This window comes from Streptomyces sp. IBSNAI002, from assembly GCF_052244475.1.
Taxonomy (GTDB): Bacteria; Actinomycetota; Actinomycetes; order Streptomycetales; family Streptomycetaceae; genus Streptomyces.
In genome coordinates, this window is the sequence record NZ_JBQPXG010000002.1 from 6,438,382 (window position 1) to 6,452,800 (window position 14,419).

Here is a 14,419-nt window from a genome sequence, read left to right on the forward strand (position 1 = left end):
TAGGTCGTATGGGGGAACTTTCGCGGAGAACGCCGGGAAAACCACCGGCGGGATCGTTCATCCAGGGCAGCGGACTGTCCGCGACCCTGGAAGGACGGAACATCACCTATGAAGATGACCGCGCGCGGAAGCTTTGCGGCGCTCTTGACCTGTATGGCGGCGGCCGGCGCGGCCACCCCGGCCGTGGCCTCGTCGGTCCCGGTCGGAGTCCCGCTGGAGGCCGTGGAGACCACGCTCGGCGTGGACGCCCCCCGCGTGGCCACCGGCGTGCCGGTGCCGGTCGTCGGAGCGCCCGAGGCGCCCCGCTTCCACCGCGGGGACATGCTCCCGACCCCGCTGCTCCCCGCGGTGCCGATCGCCACCGAGCTCGGCAACACCCTCGTCACCTCTCCCGTGCCCAACCTGCTGGGCGAGCCGTCGACCGACGGCGAGGGCTCCCTGGACGCCCCGGCCACCACGCTGCGCGCCCGGACCCCGGGTGCGATCGTCGGCTCCCCGCTGACGATGCCCGACGGCTCCAACTTCGGTCTGCCGAACCTGACCGCGCCCAAGCTGGGCCTGCTCGTCCCGGAACTGGTGGGCGCCCCGCAGGCACTTCTCGGTCTGGGCACCCCTCGCTGAGCGGACGCCACGTCAAAAGGCCGTCCGGTCTGGGAACGTGTACGGCATGGGATTCCATGTCGACTCCGAGACCGGGCGGCTTCGCCGCGTCATCCTCCACCGGCCCGACCTGGAGCTGAAGCGGCTCACACCGAGCAACAAGGACGCGCTCCTCTTCGACGACGTGCTCTGGGTGCGCCGCGCCCGCCAGGAGCACGACGGCTTCGCGGACGTGCTGCGCGACCGGGGCGTGGCGGTCCACCTCTTCGGCGACCTGCTGTGCGAGTCGCTCGACATCCCGGAGGCGAGACGTCTCGTCCTGGACCGGGTGTTCGACGAGAAGGAGTACGGGCCGCTCGCCACCGACCACCTCAGGGCGGTCTTCGACGCGCTGGGTTCGGCGGACCTGGCCGAGGCGCTGGTCGGCGGGATGACCAAGCGGGAGTTCCTGGAGCGGCACGCGGAACCGGTGTCGGTGCGCTTCCACGCCATGGAGCTGGACGACTTCCTGCTGGGGCCGCTGCCCAACCACCTGTTCACCCGGGACACCTCCGCGTGGATCTACGACGGGGTGTCCATCAACGCGATGCGCTGGCCGGCACGCCAGCGCGAGACGGTCCACTTCGAGGCGATCTACAAGCACCACCCGCTCTTCACCTCCTCGGGCGCCTTCCACTGCTGGTCGCAGGGGCAGGCCGACTACCCCTCGACGATCGAGGGCGGTGACGTGCTGGTCATCGGGAACGGCGCGGTGCTCATCGGGATGAGCGAGCGGACCACCCCGCAGGCGGTGGAGATGCTGGCGCGAGGGCTGTTCGCCGCCGGGTCCGCGACCAGCATCGTGGCCCTGGACATGCCGAAGCGGCGGGCGTTCATGCATCTGGACACCGTGATGACGATGGTCGACGCAGATACGTTCACTCAGTACGCGGGGCTCGGCATGCTCCGCTCCTACACGATCGAGCCGGGCGCGGAGCCGCAGGAGCTGAAGGTGACCGACCACGCCCCGGAGCACATGCACCGGGCCATTGCGGCGGCGCTCGGGCTGGACTCGATCCGGGTGCTGACCGCGACGCAGGACGTGCACTCGGCGGAGCGCGAGCAGTGGGACGACGGGTGCAACGTGCTGGCCGTCGAGCCGGGCGTGGTGGTCGCCTACGAGCGGAACGTGACCACCAACACGCACCTGCGCAAGGAGGGCATCGAGGTCATCGAGATCCCCGGGAGCGAGCTGGGCCGGGGGCGGGGCGGTCCGCGCTGCATGAGCTGCCCGGTGGAGCGTGACAGTGTCTGACGGGTTCTGACGGGATCTGACGGGATCTGACGGGGGAGGGCGAGGGGGCGGCGGGCCCGTGCACCGCACGGGACCCATGGGGCTGTATATCAATACAGGGGATCGTATAGACTTCCAATATCCTGTCACCGTGACGCTGGAGCGACCCCCATGGCCACCGACCTCGCCGGCCGCAGTTTTCTCAAGGAGCTCGACTTCACGGCCGCCGAGTTCCGCGGCCTGATCGAGCTCGCCGCCGAACTCAAGGCCGCCAAGAAGGCGGGCACCGAGCGGCCCCTGCTCCAGGGCCGGAACATCGCGCTGATCTTCGAGAAGACCTCCACGCGCACCCGCTGCGCCTTCGAGGTCGCCGCGGCCGACCAGGGCGCCCGCACGACCTACCTGGACCCCTCGGGCTCGCAGATGGGCCACAAGGAGTCCGTCAAGGACACCGCCCGGGTGCTGGGCCGGATGTTCGACGGGATCGAGTACCGGGGCGACAGCCAGGACACGGTCGAGGAGCTCGCGGCGCACGCCGGGGTCCCGGTCTTCAACGGCCTCACCGACGACTGGCACCCCACGCAGATGCTGGCCGACGTCCTCACCATGACCGAGCACTGCGCCAAGCCGCTGGAGCGCGTCTCCTTCGCCTACCTCGGCGACGCGCGGTTCAACATGGGCAACTCCTACCTCGTGACCGGGGCGCTGCTGGGCATGGACGTACGGATCGTCGCGCCGAAGGCCTACTGGCCGGCCGGGCCCGTGGTGGCCGCGGCCCGCGAGCTCGCCGCGCGCAGCGGCGCCCGCATCACCCTGACCGAGGAGGTCGCCGAGGGCGTGGCCCAGGCCGACTTCGTCGTCACCGACATCTGGGTGTCCATGGGCGAGCCCGGGGAGGTCTGGGACGAGCGGATCGCGGCGCTGTCCCCGTACGCGGTGACCATGGACGTGCTGCGGGCCACCGGCAATCCGGACGTGAAGTTCATGCACTGCCTGCCGGCCTTCCACGACCTGGGCACCAAGGTGGCCCGGGAGATCCACGAGCGGCACGGGCTGGAATCGCTGGAGGTGACGGACGAGGTGTTCGAGTCCGCGCACTCCGTCGTCTTCGACGAGGCCGAGAACCGGCTGCACACCATCAAGGCCGTGCTCGTCGCGACCCTCGCGAAGCCGGGCGCATAGTCATACGCGCGGCGCCCTGCGCCCCGGCAGGGTGAACCACACGGCCTTGCCGTGCGGGGTGGGCCGGTGGCCGCAGGACGAGCTCAGGGTGCGGATCAGCAGCAGTCCGCGGCCGTGCTCCTGCCAGGGGTCGGGGTGGTCGTCGTCCGGGCGGGCCGTCAGATCGCCGGGCGGCCGCGGGTCCCCGTCGTGCACCTCCACCTGGCAGCCGCTCTCCAGCAGCTCCACGACCAGCTCGATCGGGGCGCCGGGGCGGGTGTGCTCGACGGCGTTGGCGACCAGTTCCGCGGTCAGCAGCTCCGCGGTGTCGCTGTCGGCGGGCGCGTCGACCTCGGCCAGCGCGGTGCGGACGAGGGCGCGGGCGATGGGGACGGCGGCCGTCGTGTGGGGCAGGGCGATCCGCCAGGCGGACGCGTCGGGCACGGCAGGTCCCTCCGTTCCGTGGGGGCGCAGGGTCGGCGGGGTTCGGCAGGGGCGGGCAGGGGGCAGGGGGCAGGCAGGATGAAATCCTGGTTTCAACCATACGAAGTCGAAATCCGCGACCGTAGGGCACCCCGTCCGAACCGCAAGGGACCACGGCACCGGGTCCACGGGACCTTCGGCACGTGTGACGGGGGCACCGCCGGAGCACGTGTCGCGTTTCTGTGACGGCAGTCACGATCCAGTGATACCGTCGGTCGTGTGAGCCCCTTCACCGGTTCCACAGAAGCGACCGAACGGTGGCGCCACCTGCGGGTGACCCGGCAGGACGGCGTGGCCACCGTCACCCTCGACCGCCCCGACAAACTCAACGCGCTGACCTTCGGCGCCTACGCCGACCTGCGCGACCTGCTCGCCGAACTGTCCCGCGAACGGTCCGTACGCGCCCTCGTGCTCGGCGGCGAGGGCCGCGGCTTCTGCTCCGGCGGCGACGTGGACGAGATCATCGGCGCCACCCTCGCCATGGACACCGCCCAGCTCCTCGACTTCAACCGGATGACCGGCCAGGTCGTGCGCGCCATCCGCGAATGCCCCTTCCCGGTGATCGCCGCCGTGCACGGAGTGGCCGCCGGCGCCGGCGCCGTCCTCGCACTCGCCGCCGACTTCCGGATCGCCGACCCCACCGCCCGCTTCGCCTTCCTCTTCACCCGCGTCGGCCTCTCCGGCGGCGACATGGGCGCCGCCTACCTGCTGCCCCGCGTCGTCGGCCTCGGCCACGCCACGCGGCTGCTCATGCTCGGAGAGCCCGTACGGGCCCCCGAGGCCGAGCGGATCGGCCTGCTCAGCGAACTGACCGACGAGGGCAAGGCCCACGCACGGGCCGCCGAACTCGCCGCACACCTCGCCGCCGGGCCCGCCCTCGCCTACGCGCAGACCAAGGCGCTGCTCACCGCCGAACTCGACATGCCGCTCGCCGCGTCCGTGGAACTGGACGCCAGCACCCAGGCCCTGCTGATGAACGGCCAGGACTACGCCGAGTTCCACGCGGCCTTCACCGGGAAGCGCCCGCCGGAGTGGAAGGGCAGGTAGCCACATGTCCGCGGACGCCATGCGGGTCGCCGTCGTCGGCGGGGGACCGGGCGGGCTGTACGCCGCCGCACTGCTGGCCCGCCAGGGCCACACCGTCGAGGTCTGGGAGCGCAACGCCCCCGACGACACCTTCGGCTTCGGCGTGGTCCTCTCCGACGAGACCCTCGGCGGGATCGAGCAGGCCGACTCCGTGGTGTACGCGGCCCTGAGCGCGGAGTTCGTACGGTGGGACGACGTGGACATCGTGCACCGCGGACGGCTGCTGACCTCCGGCGGCCACGGTTTCGCCGCCCTCGGACGGCGCAGGCTGCTGGAGATCCTGCACGAGCGCTGCGCCGGGCTCGGCGTCCGCCTCCGGTTCCGTGCCGAGGCCCCCGACGCCTTCGCCCTGGCCCGATCCCACGACCTGGTGGTCGCGGCGGACGGGGTGCACAGCGCGACGCGCGAGGCGGGCGCTGGCCGTTTCGCGCCGACCCTGACCGGCGGCCGGTGCCGGTACGTCTGGCTCGCCGCCGACTTCGCCTTCGACGCCTTCCGCTTCGAGATCGCGGAGACCGAGCACGGCGTCATGCAGCTGCACGCCTACCCCTACTCGGCCGACGCCTCCACCGTGATCGTCGAGATGCGCGAGGAGGTCTGGCGGTCGGCGGGCTTCGACCTGTGCGACGAGGAGGAGTCCGCGGCCCGCTGCGCCAAGATCTTCAGCGAGGCCCTGCGCGGCCGCCCGCTGCACGGCAACCGCTCCGCCTGGACGCGGTTCCACACCGTCGTCAACGAGCACTGGTCGCACGGCAACGTGGTGCTGCTCGGCGACGCGGCCCACACCGCCCACTTCTCCATCGGGTCCGGCACCAAACTGGCCGTGGAGGACGCCCTCGCCCTCGCCGGGGCGATCCGCAGCGAGCCCGACGTCACCGCCGCCCTCGCCGCGTACGAGGCGGCCCGGCGGCCGGCGGTCGCCAGCACCCAGCGGGCCGCCGCCGCCAGCATGCGCTGGTTCGAGGAGATCGCCGGATACACCCGCCAGCCCGCCCGGCAGTTCGCCTTCAACCTGCTCACGCGCAGCCGCCGCGTCACCCACGACAACCTGCGCCTGCGCGACGAACGCTTCACCCGGTCCGTGGAACGGGACTTCGGCTGCCCCGACGACCGCACCCCGCCCATGTTCACCCCCTTCACCCTGCGCGGACTGACCCTGCGCAACCGGGTCGTCGTCTCGCCCATGGACATGTACTCGGCCCGGGACGGCATGCCCGGCGACTTCCACCTCGTGCACCTCGGCGCACGGGCCCTGGGCGGGGCGGGCCTGGTCATGACGGAGATGGTGTGCGTCAGCGCCGAGGGACGGATCACCCCCGGCTGCACCGGCCTCTACACCCGCGAACAGGCCGCCGCCTGGCAGCGGATCACCGACTTCGTGCACACCTCGGCCCCCGGCACCGCACTCGGCGTCCAGCTCGGGCACTCGGGCCGCAAGGGCTCCACCCGGCTGATGTGGGAGGGCATGGACGACCCCCTCCCGGAGGGGAACTGGCCCCTGGCCGCCGCCTCCGCACTGCCCTACCGGCCGGGCCTCTCCGCGGTCCCGCGCGCCCTGACCCGCGAGGACATGGACGTGGTCCGCGCCGAGTTCGAGGCCGCCGCGGTCCGCGCCGCCGACTGCGGCTTCGACCTGCTGGAACTGCATTGCGCCCACGGCTACCTGCTCTCCGGCTTCCTCTCCCCGCTGACCAACCGCCGGACCGACGCCTACGGCGGCAGCCTGGAGAACCGGCTGCGCTTCCCCCTGGAGGTCTTCGACGCGGTCCGTGCCGCATGGCCCGCGGACCGGCCGATGACGGTCCGCCTCTCGGCCACCGACTGGGCCCCCGGAGGCACCTCGCCCGAGGAAGCGGTCCGGATCGCGGCCGCCTTCGCCGACCGCGGAGCGGACGCCATCGACGTGTCGACCGGCCAGGTCGTCGCGGACGAGGCCCCCGAGTACGGGCGCTCGTACCAGACCCCGTACGCCGACCGGATCCGCAACGCCCTGGGCGTCCCCGTCATCGCCGTCGGCGCCATCTCCTCCTGGGACGACGTGAACTCCCTGCTCCTGGCCGGGCGCGCGGACCTGTGCGCCGTCGGACGGCCGCACCTCTACGACCCGCACTGGACCCTGCACGCCGCCGCCGACCAGTCCTACGAGGGCCCGGCCGCGCCCTGGCCGCCGCCCTACCGGGCGGGCAGCCGCAAGCCCCCGACGGGCCGCGGCTGAGGCCCGTCCACCGTCCTCGGGCGTCCTCGGACGTCCTCAGGCCGGGACGACCTCGGCGCGGTCCTCGACCGGGGTGTAGCCCAGGCGCAGGTAGAGGCCGTTGCTGGTCGGGTTGGCCAGGTCCGTGAAGAGCAGGACCTCCGAGGCGCCCGCCGCGTACGCCGCCTCGCTCGCCGCGTGCGTGGCCCCGGCGGCGTAGCCGCGGCCGCGGAGCTCCGGCGGGGTGTAGACGGGGCCGACGCGGCAGGCCGAACCGATCGGGCGGGAGAAGGCCGCCAGCGAGACGGGGGTCCCGTCGTGCTCCCACAGCAGGAAGCCGCCGTAGGAGATCCGGTCCCGCAGCGCGGCCTCGGAGGCGGGCGCCGGCTGCCCCAGCTCCTCGTCGAAGGCCGTGATCCACTTCCGCAGCAGCGGCAGGTCCTCCCCGGTCGCCCGCCGGACCCGTCCGGCGGGCGCGGGATCCGGGGCGATCAGGCCACCCAGCCGGTAGAGCCGGGTCTCCTCGGCCACACGGGTGGGCCGGCCCCAGGCCAGGGCCAGCGTCTCGGCGTCCGGGCGGCGGGCGTTGAAGCCGTGCAGTCCGGCGAGCACCGGCTCGGCATGGAGCGAGTCCGCCAGCGCCCGGACCGCTTCGGGCGGCAGCGAGCCGAGCTGGAGGGGGTAGGGCGGGGTGCACAGCAGGCCGGCGGACACGGCGCCGTCGGGCCCGGTCCACCAGCCGAAGAAGGGGTCGGCCTGGCCGAAGGCATGGATTCCGCGCCGTTCCAGCGTGTCCGCCACGGTCAGCAGGAGGGTGTTGGGCACGGGCTGCGCGGCCACGGCCGGGCCCGCCGCGGCCAGATAGGCGGCGAGGTCTGAGGAGAAGGTCCAGGTCATGGCCCATCCTGGCGCGGCGGGCGAGCCCCGTGCACCCGCTTTTCCCGACGGGACGCTCACCAACGGCTCGCCGAGACGGCCCAGCGCTACGGCTGCGCGAACCGCGCGCCCGTGTCCCGCAGCCGGGTGTGGAGCTCGGCGAAGACCGCCGCCGCGCGGTCGCCCGGCCAGTCCGCCGGGAGCAGTTCGCGCGGCAGGCCCGGGTCGGCGTACGGCAGGCGGCGCCAGCTGTCCAGGGCGAGCAGATAGCCGCGGTAGGCCTCCTCCGGCGTCGGCGCGGGGCCCGACTGGAGCGCCCGCAGGGCGGGTTCGTGCAGGTCGAGGAAGTGCTCGTGCTGCTTGGCCAGGGCCGCCAGGTCCCACCAGCGGGCCACGGCCTCGGCGGTGGGGGCGAAGCCGAGGTGGGCGCCGCGGAAGAGCTCCACGTACGGGGTCAGGTGCAGCCGCTCCAGCGTGTGCCCGGTCTCCCCGTACAGCCGGGCCGGGGCGATCCACACGCCCGGCGCCACCGAGCCGAAGCCGAGCCGGGCCAGCCGGGAGCGCAGCAGGTGCCGCTTGTGCCGCTCCTGCTCCGGGACGGAGAACACGGCCACCAGCCACTCGTCCGCCGGCCCCGACCCTCCGCCGGGGCTCGCGTAGATCCGGCGGTCGCCGTCGTCCAGCAGCTGCCGGGCCTCCGCGGAGAGCTCGTACGCCGCGGAACCGTCCGCCGCGCGCGCGGGCAGCAGGAAGCCGCGCCGCTTCAGCCGGGACACCGACGAGCGGACCGACGGGGCGTCCATGCCGGCCGCGCCCAGCAGGCGCACCAGCGCGGACACCGGGACCGGCCCCTCGAAGGCCCGCCCGTAGGCGCCGTAGAACGTGACGATCAGAGATCGCGGAGTGTGCTGCTCGACCACGGCTTCACTCTAGATCCCGCAGCCTGAACCTTTGCAGCTTCCCCGTGGCGGTGCGGGGGAGGGCGGGGAGGAAGACGAAGGAGCGGGGGCACTTGTGGGGGGCCAGCTCCGTCCGCATGAACGTGCGCAGGTCCTCCTCCGTGAGCACCACGCCCTCACGCGTGACGGTGTACGCCACGACCACCTGCCCGCGTCGCTCGTCCGGGCGGCCCACCACCGCGGCCTCCACCACGTCCGGGTGGCGCAGCAGGGCCTCCTCCACCTCCGGGCCCGCGATGTTGTACCCCGCCGAGATGATCATGTCGTCGGCGCGGGCGACGTAGCGGAAGTAGCCCTCCGGATCCCGTACGTAGGTGTCACCGGTCAGGTTCCAGCCGTCCCGTACGTACTCCCCCTGGCGCGGATCGGCCAGATAGCGGCAGCCGACCGGGCCGCGCACGGCCAGCAGGCCCGGCTCGTTGTCGGCGACCGGGCGGCCGGAACGGTCCACCACCCGGGCCTGCCAGCCCGGGACCACCCGGCCGGTGGTACCGGGCCGGATGTCCCCGTCGGAGGCCGAGATGAAGATGTGCAGCAGCTCCGTGGCCCCGATGCCGTTGATGATGCGCAGGCCGGTGCGCTCGTGCCAGGCCCGCCAGGTCGCGGCGGGCAGGTTCTCCCCGGCCGAGACGCAGCGGCGCAGCGCGGAGAGGTCGTACATGCCCACGTCGTACGGGCCCAGCGCGTCCAGCATCGCCCGGTAGGCGGTCGGCGCCGTGAACAGCACCGTCACCCGGTGCTCGGCGAGCGCGGGCAGCAGGTGGCGCGGCCTCGCCTCCTCCAGCAGCAGTGCGGACGCCCCGGCCCGCAGCGGGAAGACGACCAGCCCGCCCAGGCCGAAGGTGAACCCGAGGGGCGGGCTGCCCGCGAAGACGTCGTCCGGGCGGGGGCGCAGCACCGTGCGGGAGAAGGTGTCGGCGATGGACAGCAGGTCCCGGTGGAAGTGCATGCACCCCTTGGGCCGTCCGGTGGTCCCGGAGGTGAAGGCGATCAGGGCGACGTCGTCGGCGGAGGTGGCGACGGCGGGGAACGGCCGGCCCGCGTGCCCTTCGGCCAGCCGCAGCAGATCGTCTGGGTCCTCACCCCCGTACGCGGTGATCCGCAGCCCCGGCACCTCCGCCTTGACCAGGTCGTCCAGTACGCCCGCGTGACACAGGGCGTGCCGTACCCGGGCCATGGAGCAGACGGTGGCGAGCTCCTGGGCGCGCTGCTGCGGCAGTACGGTGACCGCCACCGCGCCCGCCTTGACCACCGCGAGCCAGCAGGCGGCGAGCCAGGGGCCGGTGGGCCCGCGCAGCAGCACCCGGTTGCCGGGGACGACCCCCAGATCGGCGGTGAGCACGTGGGCCAGGCGGTCGACTCGCTCGCGCAGCCCGCCGTACGTCCACACCTCGCCCGTGGCGCTGCGGAAGGCCGGCCGGGCGGCGCCCTCGGGCCCGAACCGGGCGATGGTGGCGTCGAGTAGCTCGGCCGCGCAGTTCAGGCGGTCCGGATAGGCCAGTTCGGGCAGTTCGAAGAGGAGCTCCGGCCAGGTGTCCGGGGGTGGCAGATGATCGCGCGCGAAGGTGTCGGCGTGAGCGGAAGGCTTGAGGTCCAAGGCGGGTTCGCCCCCTTGCGACGGTCCCGGGTGGGGTGGAGCCGGCCGTGCGGTCTCCCCCGGCTGCCGCTGGGAGGGACCTCCGAAGCAGCGTATCGTGATGGTGACGGCAGTCAACAGGACGCGATAGAAGCGGGGATGTTCGGATGAACGGATTCGCGCTCGGGGCGGACCAGGAGGCCTGGTGCGGGCAGCTGCGCGCACAGGCGGCCGACCGGCTGAGGCCGCTGGCCGAGAAGGGGGAGCCGGGCCGGGTCAACCGGCCGCTGCTCGCCGCGCTGGGGGAACTGGGCCTGCTGGAGCGGGTGTTCTCCTCGGGCGCGCTGGAACTGTGCCTGCTGCGGGAGTCGCTCGCCTACGGCTGCACCGAGGCCGAGACGGCGCTCGCCCTCCAGGGGCTGGGGGCGTACCCGGTGCTGCGGTACGGCAGCGAGGCCCAGCGCGGGCGCTGGCTGCCGCGGGTGCGCGCCGGGCAGTCGGTGGCGGCCTTCGCGCTGAGCGAGCCGGGGGCGGGGTCGGACGCGGCGGCGCTGGAGCTGGCGGCGGTCCCCGATGCAGGGGCTGGGGCCGGGGTCGGGGCCGATGCCGGTGCCGGTGGCGGCTGGCGGCTCAGTGGTGAGAAGTGCTGGATCTCCAACGCCCCGGAGGCGGATTTCTACACCGTGTTCGCCCGGACGGGTGAAGGCCCGGGGGCCAAGGGGGTGTCGGCCTTCCTGGTCCCGGCCGACCGGCCTGGCCTCACCGGCGAGCCGCTCGACATGCTGTCCCCGCACCCCATCGGCTCGCTGGCCTTCGACGGAGTCCCGGTCGGCCGGGAGGACCTGCTCGGCGAGCCCGGGCAGGGTTTCCGCGTCGCGATGGACACGCTGAACCTGTTCCGGCCGAGCGTCGGGGCGTTCGCGGTGGGCATGGCGCGGGCCGCGCTCGACGCGACGCTCGCGTACACGGCGGACCGGGCCGCGTTCGGCGGCCGGCTGAGCGACCTCCAGGCGGTGGCGCACCGGGTGGCCGAGATGGCCACCCGCACCGAGGCGGCCCGGCTGCTGGTGTACGCGGCGGCCGGCGCCTACGACGGGGGCTCGCCGGACGTGCCGCGGCGCGCGGCGATGGCGAAGCTCCTGGCCACGGAGACGGCCCAGTACGTGGTGGACCACGCGGTCCAGCTGCACGGGGCGGTCGCCCTGCGCCGGGGGCACCTGCTGGAGCACCTGTACCGGGAGGTGCGGGCGCCGCGGATCTACGAGGGGGCGAGCGAGGTGCAGCGCACGATCATCGCGAAGGAGCTGTACCGGGGGGTGGCCGCGCGATGAGCCTCGAGCGGATCAACCCGGCGGAGCTGTCGCCGGCGAAGGGCTTCTCGCACGCGGTGGCCGCGACCGGCTCCCGGCTGGTGTTCCTGGCCGGGCAGACCGCCCTGGACACGGCGGGGAAGGTGGTGGGGGAGACCCTGCCGGAGCAGTTCGAGCAGGCCCTGTCCAATCTGCTGACGGCCCTCGCGCAGGCCGGGGGAGCCCCGGCGGACCTGGCCCGGGTCACCGTCTACGCGGTGGACGTGGAGGCGTACCGCGGCTGCGCCGGGGAACTCGGCCGGATCTGGCGGAGGTTGGCCGGCCGGGACTATCCGGCGATGGCCGTGGTCGGCGTGGTCCGCCTCTGGGACCACCAGGCCCTCGTCGAACTCGACGGCGTCGCCGTCCTGCCGTAGCCCGGGCCGGGTCCGGCCCGGCCCGTGTGCCGGGCCCCGGCGTCACAGCAGGTGGGCGGCCCCCTGTACGGCCGGCGCGCTGCCCGCGTAGCGGCCGGGGCTCGTGCCGAGGACGCGCTTGAAGTGCCGGTGGAAGTGCGACTGGTCGTAGAACCCGGCGGCGACGGCCACCTGCCGGGGTGACATGCCGCTGAGCAGCAGCTTGCGCGCCAGGTCGACCCGTCGGCTGGTCACGTACTGGTGCACCCCCATACCGAACTCGCGGCTGAACACCCGTACCAGGTGCGCCGGATGGACGTGCAGGGCGGCCGAGGCCTGCTGGAGGCTGATCCCCTCCACGAACTTGGCGTCGAGCAGCTCGCGCAGCCGGTGCGCGATCCCGGGCTCCCTGACCGCGGAGCGGTCCTGCACGCGCTGGCGCAGGTGGTCGCGGAGCCGCTCGGACATCAGCGCCAGCCGGCTCTCGACCTCCAGTTCGTCCCCGCGGCGCTCCAGGGCCACGTGGAGCTGGTGGATCCGCTGGCGCAGCAGGGGGTCCTGCAGGACGGGGCAGTCGACCGCCAGCCCGATGAGATCGTCTCCCAGCTGGGTCGAGTCGAGGTACATGACGCGCTTTTGAAAACCGCCCGGGGTGACCGAGCGTCCATTATGTGGGACGTGCGGGGGAAGCAGTGTGACTATCTGGTCCAAGGCGCCGTGCTCGTGGCGTCCCAGGTTGTATCGGACCATGCCGTCGTCGACGATCAGCAACGTCCAGGTCTCGTGTGTGTGCATGGGGTAGACGTGGTCGGTGATGCGGGCGTGGAATACCTCTTCGATTCCGACCAGCGGCGGATGCCAGGCCCGGAGCTCCGGTTGATCAACCATGCAAAGATCGTACAAGACTCCCCGGCACGGGTAAGAGTTGAATCGTGTCCATGGAAAACGTCACCGAACCCGTTCGTTTCGAGACAAAGATCGCGGTCGTCCTGAGGGACGATCTTCAGACGTGGCAGCGGCTGAACATGACCGCCTTCCTGGTCAGCGGCATTGGCCGAAAGGTGCCGGAGGTAATCGGAGAGCCCTATTCCGACGCCGACGACACCGAGTACCTGCCCATGTTCCGGCAGCCCGTGCTGGTCTTCGAGGCCGGCAAGGAGGCCCTCGTCACGGCCCACCAGCGTGCCGTGACCCGCGGGCTTCCCCTGTCGGTGTTCACCTCGGACCTCTTCACGACCAACAACGACCGGGACAACCGCGCTGCCGTGCGCGCGGTCCACCGGGACAACCTGGACCTCGTGGGCATGGCCGTCTACGGACCCCGCAATGCCGTGGACAAAATCATCAAGGGTGCCAAGATGCACCCCTGACGCACCCCGGGGGCGTATCGTGCACAACCAGACGACATCGCGAAGCGAATCCGTCAACGCGTATTTCTACCTGCTCGCGACCATGGCCTTCTTCGGCAGCGCATTCGCCAGTTCGAAGATGGTGGTCGGGAACATGCCGCATCAGGTGGCGGCGGTTCTCAGATTCGGGGGCGGCGCGCTGATCCTGGTTATCCTGCTCGTTTTCATGAGCCGGAAATCAAAGGGATCGAAAATCACATTCCGCCAGATGTGCAGGGCGGCGGCAGTGGGGCTCATCGGAGTCTTCGCGTACAACCTGTTCTTCTTCTGGGGGCTTTCTCTCGCCCCCTCCATCGATGGGAGCATCATTGTTCCGGTGCTGAGCCCCGTCATCACGACGGCCATTCTTCTCGCCCTCGGGCGGGAAAAGGCGTCGGCTCCCCGAATAGGGGGCCTCGCACTGGGTCTCGCGGGTGCGGTGGTGTTCTTCGTCGGGGCCGGCGGCGCCGGCGTCGACTCCCAGGGGTCGCGGTTGGCGGGAGACCTCGTCTTCCTCCTCGGAGCCTTGTCGTGGGCGGTCTACAGCATCGCCTCGAAGAAGGTCCTGGTGGGCATGGACCCGCTGCGGGCGACGACGTTCGGCACGCTCGCGGGCGCCCTGGCCCTGCTGGTTTTCGCCATCCCGTCCCTGCCCGAGGTCGACTGGACCGGACTGTCCGGCCAGACCTGGGCGAACGTCGTATACCTGGCCATCGGACCGACCGCCGTGGCCTACCTCTGCTACTACCGCGGGCTGCGCGTCGTCAGTGCCTCGACGGCGACAGTGATCATGTTTACCGTCCCGGTCTTCGGCGTGACCTGCGCCGTCATCTTCCTGGGGGAGTCCTTCTCCGGCCTCCAGGCCGTCGGCGCCGCCGTCATGCTGGCCGGCGCACTCCTGGCCGTCACCCAGGGCAGGTTCCGGCGACCGCAGCCGGCGCCGACCGGCCGCGTGGACTCCGAAGCGCCCGGCCAACCGGTCCGGACGACCGAGCCGACAGGCAACTGACACCTGCACCCAGGTGTTTTCAGGCCACCCAGCGGCAACGCATCACCATCGGGGGGATGGTGATGCATCCCGCGTCCCGCCCCAGGCTTCACCCCAGCCTGGGCGGGCA

Annotated in this window: 14 protein-coding genes; 9 read left to right on the forward strand and 5 right to left on the reverse strand. The window is 72.5% G+C overall.

Features of this window, described 5'->3' with window-relative positions; all coding sequences use genetic code 11:
* Positions 1-108 precede the first annotated feature (108 nt).
* The 3 genes from ACTVZO_RS30615 to argF all read left to right on the forward strand — a co-directional run bounded on the left by ACTVZO_RS30615 (position 109) and on the right by argF (position 3,055).
* Complete coding sequence (locus ACTVZO_RS30615; protein WP_443301393.1) at positions 109-621, forward strand: hypothetical protein; 513 nt, start codon at positions 109-111, stop codon at positions 619-621.
* A gap of 46 nt (positions 622-667) precedes the next feature.
* On the forward strand, positions 668-1,894 hold the full coding sequence (locus ACTVZO_RS30620; protein ID WP_443301394.1) for an arginine deiminase: 1,227 nt from the start codon (positions 668-670) through the stop codon (positions 1,892-1,894).
* A 150-nt stretch (positions 1,895-2,044) separates the two neighbouring features.
* Positions 2,045-3,055 carry an ornithine carbamoyltransferase gene (argF, locus tag ACTVZO_RS30625; RefSeq protein WP_443301395.1) on the forward strand — a complete coding sequence of 337 codons (1,011 nt, stop codon included), beginning with the start codon at positions 2,045-2,047 and terminating at the stop codon, positions 3,053-3,055.
* Here the strand turns inward: argF and ACTVZO_RS30630 are convergent, their stop codons facing one another.
* On the reverse strand, positions 3,056-3,478 hold the full coding sequence (locus tag ACTVZO_RS30630; protein WP_443301396.1) for an ATP-binding protein: 423 nt from the start codon (positions 3,476-3,478) through the stop codon (positions 3,056-3,058).
* A 258-nt stretch (positions 3,479-3,736) separates the two neighbouring features.
* On the opposite strand from ACTVZO_RS30630, the gene ACTVZO_RS30635 reads away from it, so the two are divergent.
* Both ACTVZO_RS30635 and ACTVZO_RS30640 read left to right on the forward strand, forming a co-directional pair.
* The gene (locus tag ACTVZO_RS30635) at positions 3,737-4,564 is read left to right on the forward strand and encodes an enoyl-CoA hydratase family protein (RefSeq protein WP_443301397.1); all 828 of its coding nucleotides are present in this window, start codon (positions 3,737-3,739) and stop codon (positions 4,562-4,564) included.
* A gap of 4 nt (positions 4,565-4,568) precedes the next feature.
* On the forward strand, positions 4,569-6,818 hold the full coding sequence (locus ACTVZO_RS30640; RefSeq protein ID WP_443301398.1) for a bifunctional salicylyl-CoA 5-hydroxylase/oxidoreductase: 2,250 nt from the start codon (positions 4,569-4,571) through the stop codon (positions 6,816-6,818).
* Positions 6,819-6,854: 36 nt separating this feature from the next.
* Here the strand turns inward: ACTVZO_RS30640 and ACTVZO_RS30645 are convergent, their stop codons facing one another.
* From ACTVZO_RS30645 to ACTVZO_RS30655, 3 genes are all read right to left on the reverse strand, one after another.
* Entirely contained in the window at positions 6,855-7,694 is an 840-nt protein-coding gene (locus tag ACTVZO_RS30645) for a GNAT family N-acetyltransferase (RefSeq protein ID WP_443301399.1), read from the reverse strand.
* Between the two features lie 86 nt (positions 7,695-7,780).
* Positions 7,781-8,593: a PaaX family transcriptional regulator gene (locus ACTVZO_RS30650; protein WP_443301400.1), complete on the reverse strand. Its 813-nt coding sequence runs from the start codon at positions 8,591-8,593 to the stop codon at positions 7,781-7,783.
* A 4-nt stretch (positions 8,594-8,597) separates the two neighbouring features.
* A complete protein-coding gene (locus tag ACTVZO_RS30655; RefSeq protein WP_443301401.1) occupies positions 8,598-10,229 on the reverse strand; it encodes an AMP-binding protein in 1,632 nt (543 codons plus the stop codon).
* A 146-nt stretch (positions 10,230-10,375) separates the two neighbouring features.
* On the opposite strand from ACTVZO_RS30655, the gene ACTVZO_RS30660 reads away from it, so the two are divergent.
* Positions 10,376-11,539 (forward strand): acyl-CoA dehydrogenase family protein, encoded by a 1,164-nt coding sequence (locus ACTVZO_RS30660; protein ID WP_443301402.1) that lies wholly within the window; start codon positions 10,376-10,378, stop codon positions 11,537-11,539.
* Entirely contained in the window at positions 11,536-11,934 is a 399-nt protein-coding gene (locus ACTVZO_RS30665) for a RidA family protein (protein ID WP_443301403.1), read from the forward strand. The genes ACTVZO_RS30660 and ACTVZO_RS30665 overlap by 4 nt, the downstream gene beginning before the upstream one ends.
* A gap of 42 nt (positions 11,935-11,976) precedes the next feature.
* Here ACTVZO_RS30665 and ACTVZO_RS30670 read toward each other — a convergent pair whose 3' ends face one another.
* The gene (locus ACTVZO_RS30670) at positions 11,977-12,801 is read right to left on the reverse strand and encodes an AraC family transcriptional regulator (RefSeq protein WP_443301404.1); all 825 of its coding nucleotides are present in this window, start codon (positions 12,799-12,801) and stop codon (positions 11,977-11,979) included.
* Positions 12,802-12,851: 50 nt separating this feature from the next.
* Here ACTVZO_RS30670 and ACTVZO_RS30675 point away from each other — a divergent pair, with 50 nt between their 5' ends.
* Positions 12,852-13,283 carry a DUF2000 family protein gene (locus ACTVZO_RS30675; protein WP_443303316.1) on the forward strand — a complete coding sequence of 144 codons (432 nt, stop codon included), beginning with the start codon at positions 12,852-12,854 and terminating at the stop codon, positions 13,281-13,283.
* Between the two features lie 19 nt (positions 13,284-13,302).
* Positions 13,303-14,310, forward strand: coding sequence for a DMT family transporter (locus tag ACTVZO_RS30680; RefSeq protein ID WP_443301405.1), 1,008 nt, complete (start codon positions 13,303-13,305; stop codon positions 14,308-14,310).
* Positions 14,311-14,419: the final 109 nt, after the last annotated feature.